25 protein-coding genes, 1 rRNA gene and 1 pseudogene are annotated in these 26,273 nt (G+C 56.4%); 14 read left to right on the forward strand and 13 right to left on the reverse strand.

What is annotated here, in order from left to right; translation table 11 throughout:
- The 3 genes from BN1189_RS00435 to BN1189_RS00445 form a co-directional block, all read right to left on the reverse strand.
- Window positions 1-66: ribosomal RNA gene (locus BN1189_RS00435) — 16S ribosomal RNA — on the reverse strand; the annotation flags it as partial.
- A 398-nt stretch (window positions 67-464) separates the two neighbouring features.
- Window positions 465-1,367, reverse strand: a complete 903-nt coding sequence (locus BN1189_RS00440) for a DMT family transporter (protein WP_040224562.1) — start codon at window positions 1,365-1,367, stop codon at window positions 465-467.
- A 242-nt stretch (window positions 1,368-1,609) separates the two neighbouring features.
- Complete coding sequence (locus BN1189_RS00445; RefSeq protein ID WP_040224562.1) at window positions 1,610-2,512, reverse strand: DMT family transporter; 903 nt, start codon at window positions 2,510-2,512, stop codon at window positions 1,610-1,612.
- A gap of 142 nt (window positions 2,513-2,654) precedes the next feature.
- On the opposite strand from BN1189_RS00445, the gene BN1189_RS00450 reads away from it, so the two are divergent.
- Window positions 2,655-3,368, forward strand: a complete 714-nt coding sequence (locus BN1189_RS00450; RefSeq protein ID WP_040224848.1) for an MgtC/SapB family protein — start codon at window positions 2,655-2,657, stop codon at window positions 3,366-3,368.
- Between the two features lie 14 nt (window positions 3,369-3,382).
- On the forward strand, window positions 3,383-4,372 hold the full coding sequence (locus tag BN1189_RS00455; RefSeq protein WP_040224564.1) for a cation diffusion facilitator family transporter: 990 nt from the start codon (window positions 3,383-3,385) through the stop codon (window positions 4,370-4,372).
- 54 nt (window positions 4,373-4,426) lie between these two features.
- Here the strand turns inward: BN1189_RS00455 and BN1189_RS00460 are convergent, their stop codons facing one another.
- Entirely contained in the window at window positions 4,427-5,596 is a 1,170-nt protein-coding gene (locus BN1189_RS00460; RefSeq protein WP_040224566.1) for an iron-containing alcohol dehydrogenase, read from the reverse strand.
- Between the two features lie 120 nt (window positions 5,597-5,716).
- Between BN1189_RS00460 and BN1189_RS00465 the strand changes: the two genes are divergently transcribed.
- Entirely contained in the window at window positions 5,717-6,007 is a 291-nt protein-coding gene (locus BN1189_RS00465) for a DUF378 domain-containing protein (RefSeq protein WP_069201927.1), read from the forward strand.
- Window positions 6,008-6,037: 30 nt separating this feature from the next.
- On the opposite strand, the gene BN1189_RS00470 is transcribed toward BN1189_RS00465, so the two are convergent.
- The 3 genes from BN1189_RS00470 to pruA form a co-directional block, all read right to left on the reverse strand.
- Window positions 6,038-7,282, reverse strand: a complete 1,245-nt coding sequence (locus tag BN1189_RS00470) for a Glu/Leu/Phe/Val family dehydrogenase (protein ID WP_040224568.1) — start codon at window positions 7,280-7,282, stop codon at window positions 6,038-6,040.
- A 92-nt stretch (window positions 7,283-7,374) separates the two neighbouring features.
- Window positions 7,375-8,568 (reverse strand): ornithine--oxo-acid transaminase, encoded by a 1,194-nt coding sequence (locus tag BN1189_RS00475; RefSeq protein ID WP_040224570.1) that lies wholly within the window; start codon window positions 8,566-8,568, stop codon window positions 7,375-7,377.
- Window positions 8,569-8,653: 85 nt separating this feature from the next.
- Window positions 8,654-10,198: an L-glutamate gamma-semialdehyde dehydrogenase gene (pruA, locus tag BN1189_RS00480; RefSeq protein ID WP_040224572.1), complete on the reverse strand. Its 1,545-nt coding sequence runs from the start codon at window positions 10,196-10,198 to the stop codon at window positions 8,654-8,656.
- A gap of 142 nt (window positions 10,199-10,340) precedes the next feature.
- On the opposite strand from pruA, the gene BN1189_RS00485 reads away from it, so the two are divergent.
- Window positions 10,341-11,654, forward strand: a complete 1,314-nt coding sequence (locus BN1189_RS00485; protein ID WP_040224575.1) for a sigma-54-dependent Fis family transcriptional regulator — start codon at window positions 10,341-10,343, stop codon at window positions 11,652-11,654.
- A gap of 43 nt (window positions 11,655-11,697) precedes the next feature.
- Here BN1189_RS00485 and yugI read toward each other — a convergent pair whose 3' ends face one another.
- On the reverse strand, window positions 11,698-12,072 hold the full coding sequence (yugI, locus tag BN1189_RS00490; protein WP_040224576.1) for a S1 domain-containing post-transcriptional regulator GSP13: 375 nt from the start codon (window positions 12,070-12,072) through the stop codon (window positions 11,698-11,700).
- Between the two features lie 100 nt (window positions 12,073-12,172).
- Window positions 12,173-14,266: a hypothetical protein gene (locus BN1189_RS00495; protein WP_040224579.1), complete on the reverse strand. Its 2,094-nt coding sequence runs from the start codon at window positions 14,264-14,266 to the stop codon at window positions 12,173-12,175.
- Between the two features lie 145 nt (window positions 14,267-14,411).
- Here BN1189_RS00495 and BN1189_RS00500 point away from each other — a divergent pair.
- Window positions 14,412-15,739: pseudogene (locus BN1189_RS00500) on the forward strand (sodium-dependent transporter).
- A 109-nt stretch (window positions 15,740-15,848) separates the two neighbouring features.
- Here BN1189_RS00500 and BN1189_RS00505 read toward each other — a convergent pair.
- Window positions 15,849-16,094 (reverse strand): YugE family protein, encoded by a 246-nt coding sequence (locus BN1189_RS00505; protein ID WP_257125348.1) that lies wholly within the window; start codon window positions 16,092-16,094, stop codon window positions 15,849-15,851.
- Between the two features lie 102 nt (window positions 16,095-16,196).
- Between BN1189_RS00505 and BN1189_RS00510 the strand changes: the two genes are divergently transcribed.
- Window positions 16,197-17,375 carry a MalY/PatB family protein gene (locus BN1189_RS00510; protein WP_040224583.1) on the forward strand — a complete coding sequence of 393 codons (1,179 nt, stop codon included), beginning with the start codon at window positions 16,197-16,199 and terminating at the stop codon, window positions 17,373-17,375.
- Between the two features lie 21 nt (window positions 17,376-17,396).
- Here BN1189_RS00510 and BN1189_RS00515 read toward each other — a convergent pair whose 3' ends face one another.
- Together BN1189_RS00515 and BN1189_RS00520 are read right to left on the reverse strand one after the other, a co-directional pair.
- A complete protein-coding gene (locus BN1189_RS00515) occupies window positions 17,397-17,609 on the reverse strand; it encodes a hypothetical protein (RefSeq protein WP_040224586.1) in 213 nt (70 codons plus the stop codon).
- A 48-nt stretch (window positions 17,610-17,657) separates the two neighbouring features.
- Window positions 17,658-18,248, reverse strand: a complete 591-nt coding sequence (locus BN1189_RS00520; RefSeq protein WP_040224588.1) for a peptidylprolyl isomerase — start codon at window positions 18,246-18,248, stop codon at window positions 17,658-17,660.
- Between the two features lie 170 nt (window positions 18,249-18,418).
- Between BN1189_RS00520 and BN1189_RS00525 the strand changes: the two genes are divergently transcribed.
- From BN1189_RS00525 to mnhG, 8 genes are all read left to right on the forward strand, one after another.
- Window positions 18,419-19,654 carry an MFS transporter gene (locus tag BN1189_RS00525; protein WP_040224591.1) on the forward strand — a complete coding sequence of 412 codons (1,236 nt, stop codon included), beginning with the start codon at window positions 18,419-18,421 and terminating at the stop codon, window positions 19,652-19,654.
- Between the two features lie 615 nt (window positions 19,655-20,269).
- Window positions 20,270-22,687, forward strand: a complete 2,418-nt coding sequence (locus BN1189_RS00530; protein WP_040224593.1) for a Na+/H+ antiporter subunit A — start codon at window positions 20,270-20,272, stop codon at window positions 22,685-22,687.
- Entirely contained in the window at window positions 22,674-23,096 is a 423-nt protein-coding gene (locus tag BN1189_RS00535) for a Na(+)/H(+) antiporter subunit B (protein WP_040224595.1), read from the forward strand. The genes BN1189_RS00530 and BN1189_RS00535 overlap by 14 nt, the downstream gene beginning before the upstream one ends.
- Complete coding sequence (locus tag BN1189_RS00540) at window positions 23,097-23,438, forward strand: Na(+)/H(+) antiporter subunit C (RefSeq protein WP_040224596.1); 342 nt, start codon at window positions 23,097-23,099, stop codon at window positions 23,436-23,438.
- Window positions 23,431-24,912, forward strand: a complete 1,482-nt coding sequence (locus BN1189_RS00545) for a Na+/H+ antiporter subunit D (protein ID WP_040224598.1) — start codon at window positions 23,431-23,433, stop codon at window positions 24,910-24,912. The genes BN1189_RS00540 and BN1189_RS00545 overlap by 8 nt, the downstream gene beginning before the upstream one ends.
- Window positions 24,913-24,917: 5 nt before the next feature.
- Window positions 24,918-25,397: a Na+/H+ antiporter subunit E gene (locus tag BN1189_RS00550; protein ID WP_040224599.1), complete on the forward strand. Its 480-nt coding sequence runs from the start codon at window positions 24,918-24,920 to the stop codon at window positions 25,395-25,397.
- Window positions 25,394-25,675, forward strand: coding sequence for a Na(+)/H(+) antiporter subunit F1 (locus BN1189_RS00555; RefSeq protein ID WP_040224600.1), 282 nt, complete (start codon window positions 25,394-25,396; stop codon window positions 25,673-25,675). Before BN1189_RS00550 ends, BN1189_RS00555 begins: the two co-directional genes overlap by 4 nt.
- Complete coding sequence (gene mnhG, locus BN1189_RS00560; protein WP_040224852.1) at window positions 25,659-26,018, forward strand: monovalent cation/H(+) antiporter subunit G; 360 nt, start codon at window positions 25,659-25,661, stop codon at window positions 26,016-26,018. Before BN1189_RS00555 ends, mnhG begins: the two co-directional genes overlap by 17 nt.
- Window positions 26,019-26,056: 38 nt before the next feature.
- Here the strand turns inward: mnhG and BN1189_RS00565 are convergent, their stop codons facing one another.
- Window positions 26,057-26,257, reverse strand: a complete 201-nt coding sequence (locus tag BN1189_RS00565; protein ID WP_040224602.1) for a hypothetical protein — start codon at window positions 26,255-26,257, stop codon at window positions 26,057-26,059.
- Window positions 26,258-26,273: the final 16 nt, after the last annotated feature.

Raw genomic sequence — 26,273 nt, forward strand, 5'->3', positions numbered from 1 at the left:
CTCGACTTGCATGTATTAGGCACGCCGCCAGCGTTCGTCCTGAGCCAGGATCAAACTCTCCATAAGATCAGCGCGCGATCTGCTTCGCATGCCGTCGTCAGCTTCGCTCGTTCACATCCTCATGTACGTGATGTACACTCCGGTGTTCACTCGCTCGCTTCCTCGGCCTGTTCGCATCTCACACACTGACGAAGAGTATGAGTAAGCTCATACTTTGTTGCTGGCATATCTGCTTGATATGTCCGAATCATGTGTTCCGTTCACCCGACGGGGTCGGGATCCGGGAACGAAATTATCAGCGTTTTGCTGTTCAGTTTTCAAGGTTCATCGCGCCGTTGCGTTTCTCGTTTTGGCGACTTTATTATCTTAACACCCTCAGTCCGGTGTGTCAACACTTTTTTTCAACCGGTTTTAGCCGGCGTCCTGAGGACAAGAACTACTATACCCCATGGCGGGGAAGGAAATCAACCCCTCTTTGCAAAAAAGAGTTTTCTGATTTTCCTTCCATCCACTACAAAGAGTACAATCCCCGCAAGGACGACCAGTCCCCCGGCGATCTGTGTCCCGATGAGCTTCTCTCCGAACACGTAATAAGCGAGTATGGCAGCACCGACCGGTTCAAACAAGATGGCGATCGAGATGACATTCGTGCTCACCCACCGGAGAGCCCAATTGAACAGAGAATGCCCGAACAGGTTCGGCAGCAGGGCAAGCAGCGCAAACCACATCCAGTCCGACGGCGGATAAGGGCCAAAGCTTTCCCCTTTCAGCAACACATAGAAAAACAGGGCGACTGTGCTGATCCCGTAAACGATGAATGTATAGGTCACAAGAGTGATGCGCTGCCTCACATCCTGGCCGAACAGGAGGTAGCCGGTGATGAGCGCGCACGCGATCAGCGCAAGCATATCCCCATAGAACGCCTCCCCGCTGACGCGGAGATCCCCCCAGCTGATCAGGACGCTCCCCGCGATGGCGATCGCTCCGGAAAGAAGCGTCTTGACGGTGAGTCTCTCCTTGAAGAAGAAGTAAGTTCCGGCGAATGCGAACAGCGGCTGGAGTGTTACAAGCACTGTCGAACTTGCGACGGATGTGTAATTCAGCGATTCGAACCATAGAATGAAATGAAAAGCCAGAAAGACACCGGCGACGGCCGAAAAGATCCAATCCCGCTTCCGCAGGATCCGGAGTTCATGGAGATGACGGGAGAAAAACGCGGGAGCCAGTATGAGTACGGAGAAAAGCATCCTATAAAAGGCGATCGCTCCTGCTTCCGCGGTCGTCAGCTTGACAAAGATTGCGGACATCGAAACGGTGATGACCCCGATGATGATGGGGATTGATGGGTGAATCGGCGGCTTTTCCAATTTTGTTGCACTTCCTTACTGATGAGTCTTCATGCTGCCTGGTTTGGGGTATCTGAAAAAAGAGGACACAAAAGATAGCCTACCACGAAAAGGGCCCGGTTGCCCANGCGCCGTTGCGTTTCTCGTTTTGGCGACTTTATTATCTTAACACCCTCAGTCCGGTGTGTCAACACTTTTTTTCAACCGGTTTTAGCCGGCGTCCTGAGGACAAGAACTACTATACCCCATGGCGGGGAAGGAAATCAACCCCTCTTTGCAAAAAAGAGTTTTCTGATTTTCCTTCCATCCACTACAAAGAGTACAATCCCCGCAAGGACGACCAGTCCCCCGGCGATCTGTGTCCCGATGAGCTTCTCTCCGAACACGTAATAAGCGAGTATGGCAGCACCGACCGGTTCAAACAAGATGGCGATCGAGATGACATTCGTGCTCACCCACCGGAGAGCCCAATTGAACAGAGAATGCCCGAACAGGTTCGGCAGCAGGGCAAGCAGCGCAAACCACATCCAGTCCGACGGCGGATAAGGGCCAAAGCTTTCCCCTTTCAGCAACACATAGAAAAACAGGGCGACTGTGCTGATCCCGTAAACGATGAATGTATAGGTCACAAGAGTGATGCGCTGCCTCACATCCTGGCCGAACAGGAGGTAGCCGGTGATGAGCGCGCACGCGATCAGCGCAAGCATATCCCCATAGAACGCCTCCCCGCTGACGCGGAGATCCCCCCAGCTGATCAGGACGCTCCCCGCGATGGCGATCGCTCCGGAAAGAAGCGTCTTGACGGTGAGTCTCTCCTTGAAGAAGAAGTAAGTTCCGGCGAATGCGAACAGCGGCTGGAGTGTTACAAGCACTGTCGAACTTGCGACGGATGTGTAATTCAGCGATTCGAACCATAGAATGAAATGAAAAGCCAGAAAGACACCGGCGACGGCCGAAAAGATCCAATCCCGCTTCCGCAGGATCCGGAGTTCATGGAGATGACGGGAGAAAAACGCGGGAGCCAGTATGAGTACGGAGAAAAGCATCCTATAAAAGGCGATCGCTCCTGCTTCCGCGGTCGTCAGCTTGACAAAGATTGCGGACATCGAAACGGTGATGACCCCGATGATGATGGGGATTGATGGGTGAATCGGCGGCTTTTCCAATTTTGTTGCACTTCCTTACTGATGAGTCTTCATGCTGCCTGGTTTGGGGTATCTGAAAAAAGAGGACACAAAAGATAGCCTACCACGAAAAGGGCCCGGTTGCCCATCACCAAAAGAAGGGGGGATTTCTGTGGAGTTTTGGATGATGTCACCTTCTCTGCTGACCGATACTTTCATGAAGCTGGGCCTGTCGGCACTCCTCAGCCTGGTGATCGGGATTGAGCGGGAACTGAAACGCAAGCCGGTCGGCCTGAAAACAAGCGTCGTCATCGCCACTTTCAGCTGTCTGCTGACAATCATCTCAATCGAGACCGCCTATTCCACCCCCGCGAGAGACGACATCAATATTACGATGGATCCGTTGCGACTGGCAGCGCAGATCGTTTCAGGGATCGGCTTTCTGGGTGCCGGCGTCATCCTCAAGCGCGGCAACGATAACATCACCGGACTGACTACCGCCGCCATGATCTGGGGCGCGGCCGGTATCGGAATTGCCGTCGGGGCCGGATTTTATATCGAGGCCGCCGTCGCCGTCGGCATTGTCATGTTCGCCATCGAGTTCCTGCCGCCGCTGATGAACATCATGGGACCGAAACGGCTCAGGATGCGGGAGCTTTTGCTCATCGTCACCCTCACCGATGAAGGAGATATCAAACGGGTGGTCGATCTTCTGTCCGCGCCCGGATACTCCGTTGAGAAGGTCCGGATGACCACTCTCCACACGGATGGCCGATTCTCCGGACATGAGCTCTCCGCCAGACTGGCGATCCCGCCGAAAATCGACCCGGGGACCGTCTATGCAGAACTCCAAGCACTCGATTACATCAAATCAGTCGAACTCGACATACTCTCATAAACGGAGGTTCATTTATGAAAGAACTTTGGAAGCTGTTGAAAAACGGGAACAAGCCTTCCCTGCTGGCCGCGGTCGTCAATACGATCATTGCCTTTTTGAAGGGGGCAGGCTTTCTGTTCACCGGAAACGTGGCCCTATTCGCTGAAACGATGCACTCCTTCGGGGATGCGGCAAACCAGTACTTCGTCTATGTCGGTTCGGCTTTATCCAAAAAGGCGCCGACCCCCAGATTTCCGAACGGGTTCGGCCGGATCGTCAACCTGGTCTGCCTGTTTGCGGTCGTCATCGTCGGGATCATGGCGTATGAGACGATCATCGAAGGCTGGCACCATATCGTCCATCCGGCCGTCTCCGGCGGTTTCTGGATCACCTTCTCGATTCTTCTCGCGGCGACGTTGCTGGAGTTCACCGTGCTCTACAAAGCCGGAAAAGAGATTCTCCATGATGCAGGCGTCGAGGGAGGTCCCCTCGCCCCCGTGACGAAGGGGTTCAAGAATCTGAAATACGCCAGGCCGGCAACGAAGCTTGTCTTCATGGAAGATACGGTTGCAACGGCCGGCGGTCTGCTTGCACTTGTTGCCGTCGTGCTGGCGAAGTTCTTCGGACTCGGTTGGACGGAAGGAGTGGCCTCCATCCTGATCGGCGGGATGATGTTCTACGTGGTCGGGATCATCTTCCTTGAAAACGCGCGGGGGGCGATCGGCGAGACCGACGAGGAGATGCTCGCCCATATCGCCAACCTGCTTTCGGATGATGAGGATGTCCGCGATCTGCAGAAAGTGGAAGTCATCAAGGAAGGCGAGGTTCTCCATGTGGAGATTATCGTTGAGGTGGATCCGACGCTCTCATTCGCCGAGGTCGACGATATCCGGGACCGTCTCCTGGACGTTGTCTGCAGCCAGAAGAACGTGGCGGACGTCACCATCTCTTTCGACGAGGACGACGGGATCCGGACCTTCACGCGGCCGGGAAAAAGCACCCAGCCCGGAAAGCCGCAAATTTAAAAACAACCGGACAGAAGAAACCGGAGAAGGCATCGGCCCTCCCCGGTTTCTTTTTTATAAGCTGTTTCTCAGGATCGTCTCGATTTCGTCCGTGTTCAGCCGGGCAAAGTTGCCGAGCGGCCCGTGGACCGATGCCTTTTCTGCCATGAGCCGGATGCTCTCATCGCCGATGCCGTAATCTGAAAGTTTCTCCGGCGCACCGATCGAAGTCCAGAAGTCACGCAGCCTTCCGATTCCCTCAAGTGCGGTTTCTTCAGGCGCCTTCCCTTCCGGGTCAACGCCGAAGACGTTCACCGCGAGTTGGGCAAAGCGCTCCGGCTTGGTCCCTTTTTCGACATTGAATTTCATCCATTCCGGGAAAAGAATCGCCAGGCCGCCAGCATGGGGGATATCGTAGATCGCCGAAACCGCATGCTCGATGTCATGGGAACCCCAGTCCCCCTGGTAGCCCATCTCCAGGAACTTGTTTAGCGCAATGGTTCCGGCGTACATGATCGTTTCCCTGAGGTCGACATTGCCGGGATCCTTCATCAGATCCGGTGCCGTCCGCAAGACTGCCCGGAGCACGCCCTCGCACATCTCGTCCTGGACCGGCGTGTTGTCGGCATTGTTGAAATACTGCTCGAAAATATGGGACATCATGTCCACGATGCCATAGACCGTCTGGTTTTCCGGAACGCTGACCGTGTAGGATGGATCGAGGATGGAGAATTTCGGGAAGTTGAGCGGACCGCCCCAGCCATATTTCTCCTGTGTTTCATCGTTCGTGATGACCGATCCGGCGTTCATTTCTGATCCGGTCGCGGCAATCGTGAGGACCGTGCCGAAAGGAAGCGCCTCTTTCGCCGAAGCCTTTCCTGTTACCAGGTCCCAGGGATCGCCGTCATATTTGGCAGCGCTCGCGATCAGCTTTGTGCAGTCGATGACCGAACCCCCGCCGACGGCAAGAAGGACGTCGATTCCTTTTTCCCTGCAGATTTCCGCCCCTTTTGCGGCTGTCGTGACCCGCGGATTCGGCTCGACACCCGGCAGTTCGTGTACTTCCATCCCCGCTTCACCGAGGACCTGCATGACATCGTCATACACACCATTTCGCTTGATGCTGCCGCCGCCGTAGACGAGCAGCACTTTGTTGCCGTACGGCTGCAGTTCTTTTTTGAGCTTGCCGATCTGTCCCTTGCCGAAAATCAGCTTCACCGGGTTCTGGAAAGTAAATGGTTTCATCGGTTCTCCTCCTTCTTCTTCCCATGCATTTTCTCATTTCCGCGGACTCTATGCCAACCGGCACGCCCTGCTGCATAAAACACCCCTCTTCGGTTCATGATGAACGGAGGAGGTGATCCGATGGAAACATTCAGGAAGATTGCACTCGCCGTCGCCATCATCGGCGCATTGAACTGGGGGCTGGAGGCGCTCCTTGGATTTGACATCGTCGCAGACCTCTCAGGAGGCCGGGACAGCGGGTTCGCCAGATTCCTTTACGGGCTGATTGCCCTTGCGGGTGTCGCCAGTCTCGGCTATCTCTTCCCTGGCGGCAGGGGGAAAGGCGCTCGCGGCGGTTCCGACGAACATGAGTGGCAGTACCGTCCGCCGGCGGGATTGATGGAAGACAAAGACAGGACCGCTCCCGATTAACGGGAACGGCCCTGTCTTCTTTTCTGATCCTTACGCCCAACCGCGGAAGCGTGCAGCTTCTGCAGTTCTGCGGATGCCGACCATGTATGCGGCAAGACGCATGTCGATATTGCGGTTCTGCGCAGTCGTATAGACGTTTTCGAACGCCTCCGTCATCTTCTTGTACAGACGGTCATGGACTTCTTCTTCGGTCCAGTAGTAGCCCTGGTTGTTCTGTACCCATTCGAAGTAGGAAACGGTGACGCCGCCGGCACTTGCCAGGACGTCCGGAACGATGAAGATTCCGCGCTCAGTGAGAATCTTCGTCGCTTCTGCCGTCGTGGCACCATTTGCCGCCTCAACAACGATCTTCGCCTTGATGTCATGCGCATTGTCCGCGTTGAGCTGGTTTTCGAGAGCTGCAGGAACGAGGAAGTCGCAGTCGAGCTTGAACATCTCTTCGTTCGTAATCGTCTCGTCGAACAGCGTCGTCACGGTGCCGAAGCTGTCGCGACGGTCGAGCAGATAATCGATATCCAGGCCGTTCGGATCATGAAGCGCGCCGTAGGCATCGGAGATTGCAATGACTTTCGCCCCTGCATCGTGAAGGAACTTCGACAGATAGCTGCCGGCATTCCCGAACCCTTGGATGACGACCCGTGCGCCTTCCACTTCCAGGCCGCGGACTTTTGCCGCTTCCCGGAGGGCGATGATGACGCCTTCCGCAGTTGCACGGTCGCGTCCCTGCGAGCCGCCGAGTGCAATCGGCTTGCCCGTGATGAAGCCCGGGGAGTTGAATTCGTCAATGCGGCTGTATTCGTCCATCATCCATGCCATGATCTGTGCGTTCGTCATGACGTCTGGAGCCGGGATGTCCTTGGCAGGCCCCATGACCTGGCTGAGCGCACGGACATAGCCGCGGCTGAGCCGTTCCAGTTCGTCCATCGACATCTCGCGCGGATCGCAGATGATGCCGCCTTTACCGCCGCCGTACGGCAGGTCTACGATGCCGGCTTTCATCGTCATCCACATTGAAAGGGCACGGACTTCATCGGCCGTTACGCCCGGGTGGAAACGCACGCCGCCTTTTGTCGGTCCGACCGCGTCATTGTGCTGGGCCCGGTATCCGGTGAAGACTTTCACTTTTCCGTCGTCCATCTTGATCGGAATGCGGACTTCGGTCATGCGGATCGGCGCTTTGAGAAGGTCGTACATGCCTTCATCATAGCCCAGTCGGCTCAAAGCCTCGTGGATGACTTCCTGCGTCGAAGTTACTAGGTTCACGTTATCGCTCATAGTCTTGATTCGCCTCTTTAAATCATAATGGGATGCTCGGCATTATTGTAACATATAACGCCGGCAAGATTCACATATCCTTCACAAAATCCTTAAGCCGAGAAGACTTCACGGATTTTGCCGAGCGCCCAGTCGAGATCCTCTTTCGTGATGACGAGCGGAGGGGCAAAGCGGATGACCGTGTCATGCGTTTCCTTGCAGAGCAGGCCGAGTTCTTTCAGCTTTTCGCAATAAGGACGGGCCTCGCCGTGCAGTTCCACGCCGATGAACAATCCGCGGCCGCGGACTTCTTTGATCTCTTTGTTGTCGATTTTCTTCAGTTCGCCTTTGAAGTATTCGCCGAGTTCCTGCGCCCTGTCTGCAAGGTGCTCATCCTCGAGAACTTCGAGCGCTGCGATGGAGACTGCGCATGCCATCGGGTTGCCCCCGAACGTCGAACCGTGGGATCCGGGATTGAATACGCCGAGGATGTCTTCGTCCGCAGCCACGCAGGAGATCGGCAGGACGCCGCCGCCGAGCGCTTTCCCCATAATGTACATATCAGGCTTTACGCCTTCCCAGTCGCACGCGAACATTTTGCCGGTCCGGCCGAGGCCCGCCTGGATTTCATCGGCGATGAAGAGGACGTTTTTCTCGCTGCATACTTCGCGCACCCCTTTGAGGAAGCCCTCAGGAGGAATGATGATGCCGGCTTCGCCTTGGATCGGTTCCAGGATGATGGCCGCTGTGTTTTCATTGATGGCCGCCTTGAGGGCATCGATATCCCCGTAAGGAATGTGGACGATCCCCGGAAGCAGCGGACCGAAGCCGCGCTTGTATTCAGGGTCGGATGTCATGGAGACAGCCGTCATCGTGCGGCCGTGGAAGTTGCCGTTGCAGACGATGACTTCAGCTTTTCCTTCTTCAACGCCTTTGACGTCGTAAGCCCAGCGGCGTGCTGCCTTGAATGCTGTTTCTACGGCTTCTGCGCCTGTATTCATCGGCAGGACCATGTTCTTGCCCGTGAGCTTGCTTACTTTTTCATACCATGGGCCGAGCTGGTCGTTATGGAAAGCACGGCTCGTGAGCGTGGCTCTGTCAGCCTGGTCTTTGAGCGCTTTGATGATATGCGGATGGCGGTGTCCCTGGTTGACTGCCGAGTAAGCCGACAGCATGTCCATGTACTTGTTGCCTTCCGGGTCTTGCACCCATACGCCTTCCGCTTCGGAAATGACGATCGGCAGCGGAACGTAGTTCTTCGCACCGTATTTCTCTGTTTGCTCAATGATCTGTTGTGTGACTGTCATCGTGTTATCCTCCTTTGAAAAAGACGGGCACAATCAGGTGCGCCCGTCTTCTTTTGTGTGTTGCGGCTTTTCGGTTGATCCGGGATCAGAATACTTCCGATACGGATTTTGCTTGCATGTGGAGCTGCAGGTAGTCAGGACCGCCCGCTTTCGAGTCCGTGCCCGACATGTTGAATCCGCCGAACGGCTGGTATCCGACGACTGCAGCCGTGCAGCCGCGGTTGAGGTACAGGTTGCCGACGTGGAAGTCCTCGCGCGCTTTTTCGAGGTGGAAGCGGTTGTTCGAGAGGACTGCGCCTGTCAGGCCGTAATCCGTGTTGTTCGCAATGTCGATCGCTTCGTCGAAGTCCTTGGCTTTTGTGAAGCCGACGACAGGTCCGAAGATCTCTTCCTGCATGACGCGGGCTTTCGGATCGAGGTCTGCGATGATCGTCGGGTTCACGAAGTAGCCTTTCGAGTCGTCGCCGGTGCCGCCGAGGACGAGACGGCCCTCTTCCTTGCCGATTTCAACGTATTCGAGGATTTTGTCGTAAGACGCCTTGTCGATGACAGGTCCCATGAAGTTCGAGTAGTCGACAGGATCGCCGACTGTCAGTTCTTTCGTCAGTTCCGCTACGCGCTCAAGCACTTCGTCGTAGACGTCTTCGACGATGACCGCACGCGAGCATGCAGAGCACTTCTGGCCGCTGAAGCCGAATGCCGACTTGACGATCGACTGGGCTGCGAGTTCAAGATCCGCGTCGCTGTCCACGACGATCGTGTCTTTCCCGCCCATTTCAGCGATGACGCGCTTGAGCCAGATCTGGCCTTCCTGTACTTTCGCCGCACGTTCGAAGATCCGTGTTCCGACTTTGCGGGAGCCCGTGAAGGAGACGAAGCGGGTGCGCGGGTGGTCGACGAGGTAGTCGCCGATTTCGGAGCTGGAGCCCGGTACGAAGTTGATGACGCCGGCAGGCAGGCCTGCTTCTTCCATCAGCTCAACGAACTTGTATGCGACGACGGCTGTTGCCGAAGCCGGCTTGAGGAGCACGGTGTTGCCTGTTACGGCAGCTGCGACCGCTGTTCCCGCCATGATGGCGAATGCGAAGTTCCAAGGGGAGATGACGATCCCCACGCCGAGCGGGATGTAGCCGAATCGGTTCGACTCGCCGGGACGCTGGTTGACCGGAACGCCATCTTTCATGGCGACCATCTGGCGTGCGTAGTACTCGAGGAAGTCGATGCCTTCCGCAACGTCTGCGTCCGCTTCCGGCCAAGGCTTGCCTGCCTCTTTGGAAAGGAGAGCCGAGAATTCGAACTTGCGGCGGCGGACCATGGCCGCTGCGCGGAGGAGGATGTCAGCGCGGACTTCCGGCTTGACCTTTTTCCATGTGCTGAACGTTTCATCCGCAGCCGTCATTGCCTTTTCAGCGAGCTCGCGGGAGCACTTGGATACGTTGCCGATGATTTCCTCGCGGTTGGACGGGTTGAAGGAAACCATCTTGTCGTCCGTCATGATGCGCTCTCCGTTGATGATGAGCGGAACATCCATGCCGAGGTATTCTTTCACGACTTCAAAGCCTTGTTCGTAGGCTTTGCGGTTCTCCTCGATCTTGAAATCCGTGAGTGGTTCGTGCTTGTATGGAATCATGGTGATCCTCCTTTGTTATGTTCATGGGAGCGCTAAATATATTTGCACTCTTTTCTTTTCACACTTATAATAATGCAAAAGATCGTTGCGAATTTCAAGTCTTATTATTTGATTGACGCAAAAAAACAGTCAGAGGTGGACCATGACACCCGGAAAAGAAGCATTATGGCCTTTCTATGAGTTCGCCGTCGAACACGCGGCCGTCGGCATCCATGCCGTCGATCTGAGCGGAAAGACCGTCATTTATAATGAAAAGATGAAGCAAATTGAAGGACTGGAGCTTGCCGAGCTGACAGACCGGACCGTCCTGGACCTTTTCCGGTTCGGGAAAGACGAGAGCACGCTCATGAAAGTGCTGAAGAGCGGAATTCCGGTCCAAAATGCCAAACAGACCTACTGGAACCGGAACGGGCAGGAGATCACGACAGTCAATGATACGTATCCCGTGAATGGCCCGTCCGGCCTGATCGGCGCCGTCGAACTGGCCCGCGATGTGACGGCTCTCGAGAAGTTCGTCCATCAGCCGCTCCGGACCTATGATGAAAAAATTTCGTTCTCCTCCATCACGGCCGAAAGTGCGGCGATGGAAGCGGTGGTGGCCACGGCGAAAAAAGCGGCCGCCGCCAAGCTGCCTGTTCTTCTCACCGGAGAGACCGGCACGGGCAAGGACTTGATTGCGGGCGCCCTGCACAACGGATCTGCGTACGCAGGCAAACCATACTTCACGCTGTTTTGCCCGGCGCTGGACACCCAGGACCTACGGCAGACGATGGAACGGATCCAGGAAGTGCCCGAATGCACGGTCTTCTGCGACCGGATCGATCTGGCAGGAATGAGGATGCAGGAGGAATTGCTCCGGGAACTCGGCCGGCTGGAAGACGGATCCCGGCAATTCATCGCCAGCATCGGCGGAGACGCCATCGACCTGATCGCCGAAGGGGGCTTGCTGAAGGAGCTGTATTACTTTTTCTCCTCCATCACCATTTATATCCCTCCCCTGCGCAAGCGGATGGCGGATCTCTGGCCGTTCATCGACGACTATCTGGACCGGCACCGGCGGAGATTCGGGTCGGCCGTACATGGTCTTTCTCCGGAGGTCCGTCAGACATTTGAATCATACAGATGGCCGGGCAATCTCAAGGAAGTCGAGCTGCTGCTTGATGAAATCACGTCCGTGCTCACGACCGAAACCGAGATCACCTATGACCTCCTGCCCCATCACTTCAAGCTGAAAGTCCAGGAAGGTTTCTCTCCCGCCAAGCGGCCGCAAGACTTCGTCATCCAGGAAGGGAATGATTTCCTGCCGCTCGACCAGTATTTGCGGGAGGCTGAAGAGTATTATCTGTCCAAGGTGATGAATGTATTCGAGGGCAATGTGACGAAGGCGGCGCAGGCGCTCGGGATGAGCCGGCAAAACTTGCAATACCACTTGAAAAAGCTGAAAAACGGCATATGAAAAAGCGGAGCTGATCTGATCAGCCCCGCTTTTTCATCTTGTCTTATTGTCCGGATTGCCGGATCCAGTCCTGCAATTTGTCACGGAGTGTGTTGAAGCCGTCGGCATCGCGCTCGTCGATCCGGTCTTGGAGAGAGCGTCTCGGCCGTTCCTCGCGCCGGGACGCCGGCGGCTGTTCCTGGAGCGCGCGGATCGAGAGGCTGATCTTGCCCGCCTGCTCATCGACGTCGAGCACCTTCACGGTCACTTCCTGCCCGACGGACAGATAGTTATTCACGTCTTTCACGAATCCGTACGTGATTTCTGAAATATGGACGAGTCCCTGTGTGTTTTTGTCGAGCGCGATGAAGGCGCCGTACGGCTGGATGCCGGCGACTTTTCCCGTCACCACGTCTCCTTTTTTATACGTTCCTGCCATGTTACCGCTCCCAATCATTTTGGTTTATCCGATCTGCCTGTTCGGCCATTGCAAATTATACCATAGGCCTCTCCCACCGGCAAAGATGACCGGACGGCGGTCAGTCGGGAGACGTCGGATCGACGGTCCAGACGCCGGACGCGGAATAATCAAGCCAAAGCTTATACACCCCTCCGTCGTGATCATTCATGACCGTGACGGACGCATGGATTCCCGTATCCGAAGTTTCGACTTCCTGCGGCGAGAAGGTGACAGTCACGTCTCCCCCGCCAATTCCTCCGGCGATCAATTGCGCCGCTTTTTCACCGGCCTCCGAAGGGACGCGGCCGCCGGTGAGCTTCTGCATCATGTTTTCATCCTGCTGATGGACGGCCATTCCGTAGAGGACGGCGATCATGACCGGCGATTCGTCCGCCAAGATCGTTTGGTCGTCGGCCGACTGTATTTCTTCGTACAGCATTTCCGCACGCGCCTCGAAAGGATTTTCCGGCAGATAGACGGACTGCGGCTGGAATCCGCCCGTGTCTTCATAATTTCCTTCCCTTACACCGGCCAGCAGGTCGAGGTATCCCGTGTTGCCGAGCCGGTTGTAGGCGGCTGATTTCCGCCAGCCGGACGCCTCCATCTCAGAAACGACTGGGCCGATGAGCCGTGCGGCAGGGGATTCATCCCCAAGAGCGACAAGCGTTCGCCAGGCCTCCCGCCTGGCGGGTTCCACTGTTCCATCCGGCCCGAACACCTGGTTTCCCCCGCTGCCGAAAATAAGCTCGCTGAAAAGGTGGACGGCAAGCGACCTCGTCTCATAGCCGCCCGGGGAAGACTCGTTCTCCAAAGCGGAAAGCCTTTCCAGCTCGCCGAGATCAGCGGCCATTTCCTGGAGCGGGTAATCTGCAGTTCCCAGTTCCGCAGCGGTCATCTTCTCCATCATGCGGACGTAGCCGGCGACCGACGGATGAAGCTGACCGGATTCTTCAAGCAGGGAAGGAAAGCGGATAATGGTCAGGATCTCCTGTCCATCCGCTTTCATCACTCCAAGTTCGTACCCCTCCGACTTCATCATGGCAGCCGTGTTCCGCAAGCGCTCCGGATAATCCGCCGAGCTTGCATAAAACCGTTTTTCATCAAACTCGCCTTCCCGGACGGCTTTCTGGAAATACTCCGGATACTCGTCGATGCGGTCCATGACCGACCCGCCGAGCTCCCACCTTCTCATGTTGAATAACTCATACAGCTCCCAGCTTTTATTGAAATCCTCCGTCAGGCTGTTCCGTTTCAGACGACTAGCCAGCTCCGACGGAAAATCCAGGTAATGGACGATTTCCTGGTAATCTTTCTCCACTTTCCGCCTGTCGGCCGGCTCGCCCTTGAGGAGATCGTGCTCCTCCTTCAGCCGGAGATCCGAAAACCGGCGATTGGCCTCTTCCAGCGTGAACAGGCCGGTGAGCCCCTCTTTCTTCACTCCGGCCTTCACCCGGAAAGCCTCCACTTCCCCGTCATAACGTTCCTTGAGCTGTTCGAGGTAGGCCTCATCCACCGGACCGGTCCGAGACGACAGATAAAACGTGGCGGCGATCAAGAGAAGTGCAACGGCCCCGGCGGCGAAGACCGGCCATGTACGCCTGGAACGGGACCGGGCGGGCTCGGCCACCGGAGGATCTTCCGGTGTTTCCGCAGCTTCCGGAGCGGGAAATGAAATGCGTTCATACGCTTTTTTCAAGAGTGATTCCCTGCTCCGGAGATGATCGATTCCATCACTTTCCGCCAACATTCCGGCGGCCTTTTCCCTTTTTTGAAGTGCCTCTTCCGGGCTGCATCCGAGAATCTCTCCTGCCTCTTCGGCGCCGAACCCGTGGAAGTCCAGCAGGAGCAAAGCGCGGCGCTCGTCTGCCGGAAGCCCGGTGATCGACCAGTGAAGGAATTCATCTTCGGGAAAGCGGAAAACTTCGGATTCGTCCACGGCCGCCCGCTCGCCCGTCCGGATGCAGAAGATTTGATAAAGGACTGCCCGGCCGGCTTCATCTTTTTCCGCTGCTTCCCGCAAGATGCTTTCGGCGGTTTCCCGTACTTTGCCTGCCGGCTCCCCGTCCTGATGGATGAACCGTTCAAGTCCGGTACGATGCGGTTCCAACGCCTGCCGTCTTTCCATCCGTACTTTATGAAGGTCGTTCTCTATCTTTTTTCGTTTCCTGAACATACAAGTTCCCCCATCCTGTCTATGGCTATTATATCAGCGCAAGGAGCCGAACAGACACCCCCGGGGAAAATCGGCCATTAGCCCCTTTCTTTCCGTTTGCCTTCATGTACAATGGGAGAATCAATTTCATTGAAGAGGTGGAGCGATGGAAAAACGAGACCAATGGACGTCCAAGATCGGATTCATCCTGGCCGCGGCCGGGAGCGCCATCGGCCTGGGCGCCATCTGGAAATTCCCATACATGGCCGGGATGAACGGCGGCAGCGTATTCATTTTCATGTTCATCTTGAGCACCGTCCTGATCGGCCTGCCGATCTTGATCGCGGAATTCATCATCGGCCGGAGAGGCCAGGCGGATGCCGTCACTGCTTTTCGCAAGCTCGCTCCCGGGACCGTCTGGCCGCTGGTCGGGAAAATGGGTTCATCCTGTCGATCGTCATCCTGTCTTTCTACAGTGTCGTCGGCGGATGGATCCTTTCGTATCTGTTCCGTTCTGCGGCATTTCTCGCCGGGGGCGGCCGGCCGGATGACTTCGGGGCGCTTTTTGATCAGGTGATCGCCAATCCCCTTGAAGCGGTGGCCGCGCAGGCCGTATTCATGCTGCTGACGATTCTGATTGTCTCGGGCGGGATCAAGGCGGGGATCGAGCGGGCCAGCCGGTGGATGATGCCGCTCCTTTTCTTGTCGTTCATCGTCCTCGCGGCAAGATCCCTCACCCTCCCCGGCGCCATGGAAGGAATCCGGTTCATGTTCGTCCCGGATCTTCAGTACCTAAACGGGCATACCGCACTGCTGGCTCTCGGCCAGGCATTCTTCTCGCTCAGTGTCGGGATCGGCGGGATGATCACCTACGCCTCCTATCTGCCGAAGGAAGAGAACCTCATGAGGTCGGCATGGAGTGTCACCGGACTCAATATCCTCATTTCCATCCTGGCCGGCCTTGTCATCTTTCCCGCCGTGTTCGCGCTCGGCGGCTCGCCGGCGGACGGCCCGGGACTCATCTTCGTCGTCCTGCCCGGAATATTTGCGAACATTCCGTTTGGCGGCTGGTTCATGCTGTTATTCTTTGTCCTCATGCTGTTCGCGACGCTGACTTCATCGATTTCAATGCTGGAGATCACAGTATCGATCGGCATCCGGAACCGGTACGACCGGCGCCGGCGTGCGGCCTGGGTGTATGGCCTGATCATTTTCATCATCGGACTGCCGAGCGCACTTTCCTTTGGTCTCATGGCGGATGTCCGGCTGTTCGGCCTTCCCGCGTTTGACCTGGCCGATACGATCGTCAGCAAATTCGGCATGCCGATCGGCGCCTTTCTCATCTCGCTCTTCGCCGGCCATGTTCTCACAAAAGCCGCGACCGACGAAGAGCTGGGCGGATCATCTTCCTCCGCCTCTGTGTGGAGGGCGGTAACCGGCTGGGTCTGCCCGGTCGCGATTCTCGTCATTTTCATTTCGACGATCGCCGGCTGAATGGCTGTCACAAGGTCATAACGGACCGAACGACCGGGCCGGAACATCACCCGGCCGGGAACTTCATCATTTCCGGAGCAATGAAAAAAACCGCCAACCGGCGGTTTTTTCATGCAGGACAGACGACGCCATACTTGAGCGCGATCAGCTTGTATGCGATGTCCATGCAGGATTCAAGCGGAATCCAAAATTCGTGGGAATGTTCGTAAATGAGCCGGATCCGGTTCGCCAATTCTGAAGGATGACCGGTTTCATGAAGTGCGGCAATGACATCCGCAATCTCCTCATCATAAGCATCCTCCCCTTGTCCGAGCGGGTCCCACTGCTTTAAAAAGTCCGCTGCGAAGCGGTTCATTTCGACTGTATCCACTGTCTCACCTGAATTTTCATTTTTTTATTCGATAGAATGCTGTTATCATAACAATAGTCGCATGAAAAAGAAAGAGAGGGAAATGATTTGGGGAATTTCGCTGAAACGATCGAACGCAAGGGAACCCGGTCGGTGAAATGGGACCGGTTGAAGGAAGTTTATGGAGTCGCGGACGCCACGGACATTCTGCCGATGTGGGTCGCGGATATGGACTTTGCCGCGCCGGAACCGGTGATCCGCGCGATGCAGGAACGCCTGGACCACCCGGTGTTCGGCTACTCCTACATATGTGATGGATGCAAGAAAGCTGTGGCCGACTGGCTGCTGAACCGGCACGATTGGAAAGTGGAATATGAGTGGATGCAATTTGAGCACGGCGTCGTACCGGCAATCGCCTCGGCTGTCGAGACATTCACGGAAAAAGGGGATCACGTTCTGATCACGACCCCCGTCTATCCACCGTTCTTCACAATCCCGGCACTCCAGGACCGGGTGGTCGTCCAGAATCCGCTCCGGGAAAAAGACGGTATTTACTCGGTCGATTTCGAGTCGTTTGAACAGGCGATTGAAGATAATGAAGTAAAGCTGTTCATCCTGTGCAACCCCCATAATCCGGGCGGATTCGCCTGGAGCCGGGAGGATCTGAAGAAAATGGCCGGGATCTGTGCAGAAAAAGGGGTCCTCATTTTCTCCGATGAGATCCATGCAGATCTCATGCTCGGCGGCAACAAGCACATTCCGATGGCCCTCGCAGCGGACGGGACCGGTGCCAAGATCGTCACATCCGTCGCCCCGACGAAGACGTTCAACTTGGCCGGTGTGCAGGCGGCGCTCATGATCACCGAAGACACTGAGCTCAGACAGCAGCTGGAGCATAACGCCATGGCCCACGGGCACTCCAACCTGAACGCCTTCGCTGCAGCCGCGCTCACCGCAGCCTACGAGGAAGGCGGCCCTTGGCTTGAAGAACTGATCAAAGTGATCGAGGAAAACATGGATCTCGTCATCCGTGAAATTCCGGCAGCCGTTCCCGGCGTGAAAATCAACAAGCCGGACTCCACCTACCTCCTCTGGATCGATTACCGGGGCACCGGCCTTTCCGAAGAAGAAGTGATGGACCGGCTCCTGAACAAAGGCAAACTCGCTCTCGAGCCGGGCACGAAATACAGCGAAGCGGGCCGGGGCTTCCTCCGGATGAACGTCGCCGCGCCAAAATCAACCGTCGAGGACGGGATCGCCCGCTTTATCAAAGCATTCACCGACTGACCTGAACGCAAAACAGCCGCCTCATGGACGAGGCGGCTGTTTTGCGTTGCGTTCTGAAAGAACTTGCTTTTCAAGTTCCCGGGCCTTTTCTTCTTCCTGGCGGGATTTCTTGCGAATCCACTGGAAGAATACGTAACCGAGTGCCATGAACAGGAACAGCGTCAGGAATGCCGGAATATAAAGCGACTTATCTTCGGGAAAATAAAGAAACGGCATCAACAGAACCATTTCCATCTTCATTCACTTCCTTGTAGGTCCCTGCCCCGGGAGGCAGGACCGGTCTCACTTTTTTAGGATCTCGATCGATTCAATGACCACGTCATCTGCGGGCTTGTCCTGGGCGCCCACTTTCACATCGGCGATTTTGTCCACGACGTCCATGCCTTCGACCACTTGTCCGAAGACGGTATGACGGTGGTCGAGCCAAGGGGTTCCGCCTTTCTCCTTGTACGCTTCGATGATTTCCGCCGGATAGCCGGCTCCCTCGAGCTGAGCGATCATTTCTGCCGGAGTATTTTTCATCTGCACGATGAAGAACTGGCTGCCGTTTGTTCCAGGACCGGCGTTCGCCATGGAAAGCGCGCCGCGCAGGTTGAACAGCTCATGCGAGAACTCATCTTCGAATGTCGATCCGTAGATGCTTTCCCCGCCCATGCCTGTACCTGTCGGGTCGCCGCCCTGGATCATGAAATCTTTGATGACCCGGTGGAAAATGATGCCGTCATAATAGCCATTCCTGGCGTGGGTCAGGAAGTTCTCGACCGTTTTCGGCGCCTGTTCGCGGAACAGCTTCACCTTGACCGGGCCGTGGTTCGTATGGATGACCGCGAGCGCCTCCTGCTCTGCGGCTTCATTCGTCAATTGAGGGAACATGAAGATCTCTCCTTTTCGTTTCTGCCCGTCCCGATGACGGCCAGCGTCTGTTTATCCCTCCAAGTGTATCACAGCAGACCTTTGAAAACGATGGATAAGCCGTGACACTTTGTTCGGGTTACGAAATGCTCTATAATGGGCATAACAAGTGAAAAAAGGACGTTCGGTACATGACCCTTCAAAAGCGGAACTTCATCATCATCCTTGTTTCGAACTTCCTCGTTTCCGGCACGATTACGATGATCATGCCTTTCCTGTCGCTCTACATCGAGACATTCGGGGACTTTTCGGATGCCTATGTCCAGCGGTGGGCCGGCCTCATTTTCGGGGCCACCTTCGTGAGCGCGTTCATCATGTCGCCGATTTGGGGACGGATCGCGGACAAGTACGGATTCAAGCCGATCCTTCTCATTAACGCACTCGGCATCTCCACGTTCATTTTTCTGATGGGATTTGTGGATAACGTCGTCTCGTTCTTCTTTCTCCGGCTGGCGATGGGCGTAGTGACGGGCTTCATCCCGACTTCGCTTGCCTTCATCAGTTCCCAGACAGCGAAGCATGAAGCCGGCAAGACGCTCGGCACGCTCCAGATGGGCAGCGTGTCCGGCACGCTGTTCGGTCCGGTGTTCGGCGGACTCCTCGCCGATTCATTCGGCTTTTCGTACGCGTTCATCATCTCATCGGTCGCGATTTTCATCGCCGCGTTCATCGTGCTGTTCGGCATCAAAGAGAAAAAACGGGAAAAGAAAGACCTCGATCACGTGTACACCCGGTCGACGATCATCCGGTCCATCCTCAGCCACCGTCTGATGCTCAATGTCATGATCATCACGGCGCTGATCCAGATCGGAAACTTCAGCATCCAGCCGCTGCTGTCCTTGTATGTGGCGGAACTCACCGGCGCAAAAGAAGTCGCTTTCCTGGCCGGCCTGACATTCAGCGCCGCCGGAGTCGGCAACCTCCTGTTCGCCCGGAAGTGGGGCCAGCTCGGAGATGATCTGGGCTACGAAAAAGTGCTCACCGCCCTTCTCATCATGACGTTCATCTTCATCATCCCCCAGGCGCTCGTCACTTCCCTCTGGCAACTCGTCATCCTCCGGCTCCTGTTCGGGATTGCCGTCGGCGGACTGATTCCGATCACCACCGCTATTATCCGGCGGGAAGCCCCTGTCGATATCCAGGGAGAAGTGCTCGGCTACAACACGAGCTTCCGGTTCTTCGGCAATATTCTCGGACCGACATTCGGAGGCATCGTCAGCGGGTTCATCGGCATCTCGTCCGTGTTTTACGTGACCGCCTTCCTGTTCCTGGTCGCCGTCGTGTCGCTTTACTTCACGAGAAAAAAGCCGGTGCAGGACTTCGAGGATGTGCTGCAGGAAGAGGAACTGCTCCACCCGCATAGCTAACAATATCCAGCTAGACAGGCTGCTGACAAAGGGAGGTCCTCCCCGATCAGCAGCTTTTTTTCATTTTAGGGTTGATGCGTATACTCCGATTTCTCACCCCATACTCCGATTTTCCTCGCCATACTCCAAATTTCATGCACATACTCCGATTTCCCCCGCCATGCTCCGAATTTAATGCCCATACTCCGATTTTTCCCGCCATACTCCGATTTTCGTATCCATACTCCGATTTTCCACGCCATGCTCCGAATTTGGTGTCCATACTCCGATTTTCCTCGCCATGCTTCGAATCTCTTCTTCCCGCTGTTGCTTCCAAGAATGATGTCCTAGTCTCCATGGAAACTTAACCAGGCCCGTTCACCGCCATCTGTTCGTCCATGCCGGACGGCGACTCTGCAGCAAAAAGCGCTGCATCGGCCTGCAACGCAAATCAACGATGCTAACCCTACTCTTTTGAATGAAGAGGATTCTTCCCACCTTATATATAGGAAGGAGGCCGGGGCATTTCCTGAACTTTCCGTACGGTGCCAGTCTCTTCAATGCAACCGCTCCCCACTTGCGTTATAATTAGTCCTGTTACTTATCAACGGAACAGGTTTGAAAGGAGGATCCCTCTTGGTATCCGTGCTGCTGTTATTTGCGCCGGTCGCGGCCGCCCTGTTCGTGCCGTTCCTTGCACGACGGGTCAGTTCCGTCCATACCGGCTGGTTCGTGTTGGCGGTGCCGCTGCTGTTGTTTATCTATTATCTGGGCTATCTGCCCGAAGTGAGCGGCGGCAATGTCCATATTGCAGAATTGCCGTGGATTCCGTCATACGGCATTTCATTTGTCTCATACATAGACGGCCTGAGCCTGCTGTTCACGCTGCTCATCACCGGCATCGGCTCGCTTGTCGTCCTCTACTCGGTCTTTTACTTGGACAAGACGAAAGAGCGGCTCGGCAACTTCTACGTGTATCTCCTCATGTTCATGACGGCCATGCTCGGAGTTGTCCAGTCCGATAATGTCATTTCCCTTTATCTGTTTTGGGAACTGACGTCGATTTCTTCTTTCCTCCTCATCGGTTACTGGTACACCCGGGACCGGTCGAGATACGGTGCACTGAAGTCGATGATGATCACCGTGTTCGGCGGACTGATGATGCTCGGCGGCTTCATCCTCCTGTACTTGATGGGCGGGACTTTCTCGATCCGCGAACTGATCGGCATGACACCGGAACTCGTGCAGAGTCCGCTGTTCACTTGGTCGCTCATCCTCGTCCTGCTCGGCGCGTTCACGAAGTCCGCTCAGTTCCCGTTCTACATCTGGCTTCCGGACGCAATGGAAGCGCCTACTCCGGTCAGTGCCTACCTCCACTCCGCCACGATGGTCAAGGCGGGCCTCTATCTCGTCGCGCGCTTCACGCCGATTTTCGCGGCTTCTGATCTGTGGGTATGGCTGGTCACTTCAATCGGGGTTCTCACGCTGTTCTGGGGCTCGTTCTTTGCGGTGAAGCAGACGGACCTGAAAGGGATTCTCGCGTTCTCGACCGTGAGCCAGCTCGGGCTGATCATGTCCCTCCTCGGTGCGGCGGGTGCCGCCTACCACGTCGAGGGAACGGCGGAGACGATGTTCAAGATTGCCGGGTTTGCGGCGATCTTCCATCTGTTCAACCACGCGGCGTTCAAGGGGAGCCTCTTCATGGTCGCCGGCATCGTCGACCACGAGGCGGGCACCCGGGACATCCGGAAGCTCGGCGGGCTCATGGCGCTCATGCCGGTCTCGTTTACGATCGCGCTCATCGGTTCCCTTTCGATGGCGGGCCTTCCGCCGTTCGGAGGGTTCCTCAGCAAGGAACTGTTCCTCACCGGAATGCTCAGTCTTCGCAATTTCGATCTGTTCGCCCCTGCTTCATGGGGAACGGTTCTTCTCGTCGTTGCCTGGATTGCGAGCCTGTTCACATTCATCTACTCCCTGTATTTCGTTTTCGGGACGTTCACAGGCAAGCATAAGCCGGAAGAGCTTCCGAAAAACGCACATGAAGCACCGGCCGGCATGCTCGTCTCGCCCGCCATCCTGGCATTCATCGTTGTTGCGGTCTTCTTCATCCCGAACGTCATCGGCAAATGGATCGTCAAGCCGGCGGTTGCCGCAGTCCAGCCGTTCTTGTTCGACTCTCCTGCGGATGTGGACGTCCATGTGGCGGCCTGGCACGGCGGCCTCACGCCCGAACTGTCGATGACCATCGGAATTGTGGCGGTCGGGCTCATCCTGTTCTGGCTCCTGCCGAAATGGCAGCCATTCTACGGTGTTGTACCCGAGGCTTTGAGCCTCAACAAGCTCTATGATGCCTCCATGGTGCTTGCGGAAGGCGGGGCCAACCGGCTCTCCCGCTCCTACATGGGCGGTCTCATCCGGAACTACCTGATCTACATGTTCACGGGCATCGTCGTCATCGTCCTCGGTTCGCTCGTGGCGAAGGACGCCTTTGCCATCAAGCTGGACGGACTGACTCCGGTCGGGCCGGCTGAAATCGGGCTCATCCTCGTCCTCCTTGCCGCGGCGACGACCACGCTGATCGCCAGAAGGCGGCTGACGGCGATCATCTCCCTCGGTGCGGTCGGCTACACCGTCGCCCTGCTGTTCGTCGTATTCAAGGCGCCGGACCTGGCGCTCACCCAGCTCGTCATCGAGACCGTGTCGGTCGCCCTGTTCCTGCTCGCGTTCTACCATCTGCCGAAAATGAGCCGGCATGATGAAAAGCGGCGGTTCCGGGTCGGAAATGCGATCGTGGCGGGTGCGGTGGGGCTCATGATGGCCCTCCTCGCCATGTCTTCCGTCTCGCAGCGCGCCCTTCCGTCCATCTCGGAATTCTACAAGGAGACGGTTCATTCGGAGGCCGGCGGCGGCAACATCGTCAACGTCATCCTCGTGGACTACCGGGGCTTTGATACGCTGTTTGAAATCGCGGTCCTGTCGATCGCGGCGATCGGCATCATCGGCATGATCCGTCTCCGCCTCACCAGAAAGGGGGATGGCCATGAAAAGCAGTGATGTGATTATCCAGACGACGACAAAAGTCGTGTTCTTCATGATCTTCCTGTTTTCCATCCACATTTTCTTTGCGGGACATTATTCACCCGGAGGCGGATTCGTCGGCGGGCTGCTAACGGCTTCGGCCATCGTCCTGCTTCTGCTCGCATTCGATATCCAGACTGTGCGCAAGGCTTTGCCGTTCAACTTCACGGTCATCATCGCGATCGGCCTCCTGCTTGCACTCGGGACGGCCAGCGCCTCCATCTTCTTTGATGTCCCGTTCTTCACGCACGCCTTTGACGACTTCCGGCTGCCGCTGTTCGGCGAAACTTCGCTTCACTCGGCGATGCTGTTTGACCTCGGCGTCTATCTCGTCGTCGTCGGAGCGACGATGACCATCATCTTATCGATTGGAAGTGATGACTAAATGGAAATCATCATGTCGGTCATCATCGGCTTCCTGTTCATGGCGGCCGTCTATCTGATGCTCTCCCGCAGCCTGCTGCGTGTCATCATCGGTACGGGGCTGCTGAGCCACGGCGCGCACCTGCTCATCCTGACGATGGGCGGATTCGGAGGGGCGGCGCCGCCGGTCCTGACAGACGGCGTCACCGATTTCGTCGACCCGCTCCCCCAGGCGCTCATCCTCACGGCGATCGTCATCAGCTTCGGCGTGACGGCCTTCTTCCTCGTGATGGCGTACCGTGCCTATCAGGAACTGGAGACGGACAATATGACTTTGCTGAAAGGAAATGACGAATATGATTAACCTGCTGTTATTTCCGGTCCTGATCCCGTTCCTCACGGCCATGATCCTGATGTTCTTCCCGAAGAAGGTGAAGGCACAGCGCACGGTGACCCTGGCCGGCCTCGCAGCTTCAGTGGCCGTCTCGGTCTGGCTTCTCTTGACGGTCATGAGGGACGGCATCCAGGCGGTGACGCTCGGCAGCTGGCCGGCGCCGTTCGGGATCACGATGGTCTCCGATCCGCTGTCCGCGGTGCTTGTGCTCACTTCGAACCTCATCACCCTGTTCATCGCCTGGTACAGCATCCGCTCGATCGGCGAGGGACGGGAAAAGCATTTCTACTACCCGGCCATGATGTTCATGCTCACCGGCATCAACGGTGCCTTCACAACAGGCGATATTTTCAACATGTTCGTCTTCTTTGAAGTGCTCCTGATGGCTTCCTATGTACTGATTGTCCTTGGCGGCGAAAAGCGCCAGCTCCGCGAATCGATCAAATACATACTCGTGAACGTCATTTCCTCCGCCTTTTTCGTAACGACCGTGGCGATGCTTTACTCGGTTGTCGGGACGTTGAACATGGCGGATATTTCGGCCAAGACGGCGGACATCGGCCAGAGCGGGATCCTGACGGTCATTGCCGTCATGCTTATCCTCGTGTTCGGCCTGAAAGGCGCCATCTTCCCGCTTTACTTCTGGCTCCCGGGCTCCTACGCGGCGCCGCCAGTGCCGGTGCTCGCGCTGTTCGGCGCCCTGCTGACGAAAGTCGGCGTCTACGCGATCATGAGGACGGTCACGCTCCTCTTTCCGAACGATCCCGGCTTCACCCATGAAATGCTCATGGTGCTCGCCATCCTGACGGTCATCGCCGGGTGCATCGGAGCGCTCGCTTACTTTGACCTGAAGCAGATCGTCATCTACAACATCATCATCGCGGTCGGGGTCATCCTGTTCGGCGTTGCCCAGATGAATACGGCGGGTCTTGAAGGCGCCGTATTCTACCTGATCCACGACATGCTCATCAAGGCGGCGCTCTTCATGCTCATCGGCGTGATCATCGCGGTGACCGGGACCTCCAATCTCAGGGAGATGGGCGGCCTCCTGAAAACTTATCCGGGCCTCGCCTGGACTTGGCTCATTGCCGCGTTCGGGCTTGCCGGCATTCCGCCGCTGAGCGGGTTCTTCGGCAAGTTGCTCATCGTCCAGGGAGCCTTCGAGGCGGATAATCTGTGGGGCGGGGTCATTATCCTCGTGTCCAGCCTGGTCGTCCTCCTGTCGGTCATCCGGATTTTCATCCACGCATTCTGGGGTGAGCCGAGACCGGTCGCCGGCGTGTCTTCCCGGATCTACCGGGGGCTGTTCATCCCGGCTGCCCTGCTCACCGCCATCACGGTCTTCTACGGAGTCGGAACGGAATGGATCCGACCGGTCATGACCGACGCGGCGAATATCCTGCATGAGCCGTCGATCTATATCGACGCCGTGCTGAAGGAGTGACGGACATGGCATTCCAAATTTTGCTGAACTTCATCATCGCCTTTCTCTGGATGTTCATCAGCGGATCGTTCTCCGCCTCTACGTTCATCATCGGATGGCTGATCGGCATGCTGCTCATCTTTATGACCCGGCGCTTCTTTCCGGGCAGCCTGTACATCCGGAGAATCTGGGCGATCATCAAACTGACTCTTCTGTTCTTCAAGGAATTGATGATGGCGAACATCCAAGTGTTCATGCTCGTCATCAAACCGAAACTTGCGATCCGCCCGGCCATCTTCGCCTATCCGACGAAACTGACATCCGACTGGGAAATCACCCTGCTGTCGAGCCTCATCACGCTGACGCCAGGGACGATCGTCATGAACGTGTCCGAGGACAAGAAGACATTGTATGTCCATGCACTTGATATCGATGACGTGGACGAAGCCGTCATCGATATCCGGGACTCATTTGAAAAAGCGATCATGGAGGTGAGCCGGCCATGAAGATTCTGTTTTGGATCGCACTGATCTTCGTCGTGATTTCAATGGCGCTGTTCGTCTACCGGCTGATCAAAGGGCCGACCGCCCCGGACCGGGTCATCGCCCTCGATGCGGTCGGCGTCGCGCTGATCTCGATGATCGGGCTGCTGTCCGTTCTCGTCGAGACGAACTTCTATCTGGAAATCATCTTGCTGCTCGCCATCCTTTCGTTCATCGGCACGGTGGCCTTCTCCAAGTTCATCGAGAAAGGGGAGATTTTCGACCGTGGAGATTCTGATTAACATTCTGATCGCCGTCCCGCTCATCATTGGAGTCGTCTTCACCCTTGTCACCGCCATCGGTCTGCTGCGCTTTCCGGATCCTTACACAAGGGCCCATGCAGCATCCAAGAGCGCAACGGTCGGGGTTCTCGGCATCCTCATCGCTGTCTTTCTCCATTTCTGGCTTGTCGAGGGGCACTTCAATCCGAGGATTCTCCTCGGGATCGCCTTTCTGTTCATCACCGCGCCCGTCGGCGGCCATATGATGGCACGGGCCGCTTACTTTGCAGGCGTCAAGCCGACCCCCCTCACCGTCAAAGACGAACTCGGGGAAGAAATCGAACGGCACCGTTCAGAGAACTAAAAAAACGCTTCTGCGCAAATGCAGAAGCGTTTTTTCTTTCACCAGTAATATGGATAGTAAGGATAGCCGCGGTACGGATAGCTGTACGGATATGGATAATATCCCGGGTAGCCGCCGCGCCCGTATGGGAACAGGGTCGTCCCGAGCAGGCCGCCGACGAATCCTCCAAGGAAAGGTCCCCCGAAGAGGCCTCCGCCGAACCCTCCCCCGTATCCTCCGCCGTATGAATATCGAGGCATTTCCATCCCCCTTTCC

This window comes from Bhargavaea cecembensis, assembly GCF_000826125.2.
GTDB classification, from domain to species: Bacteria; Bacillota; Bacilli; order Bacillales_A; family Planococcaceae; genus Bhargavaea; species Bhargavaea cecembensis_B.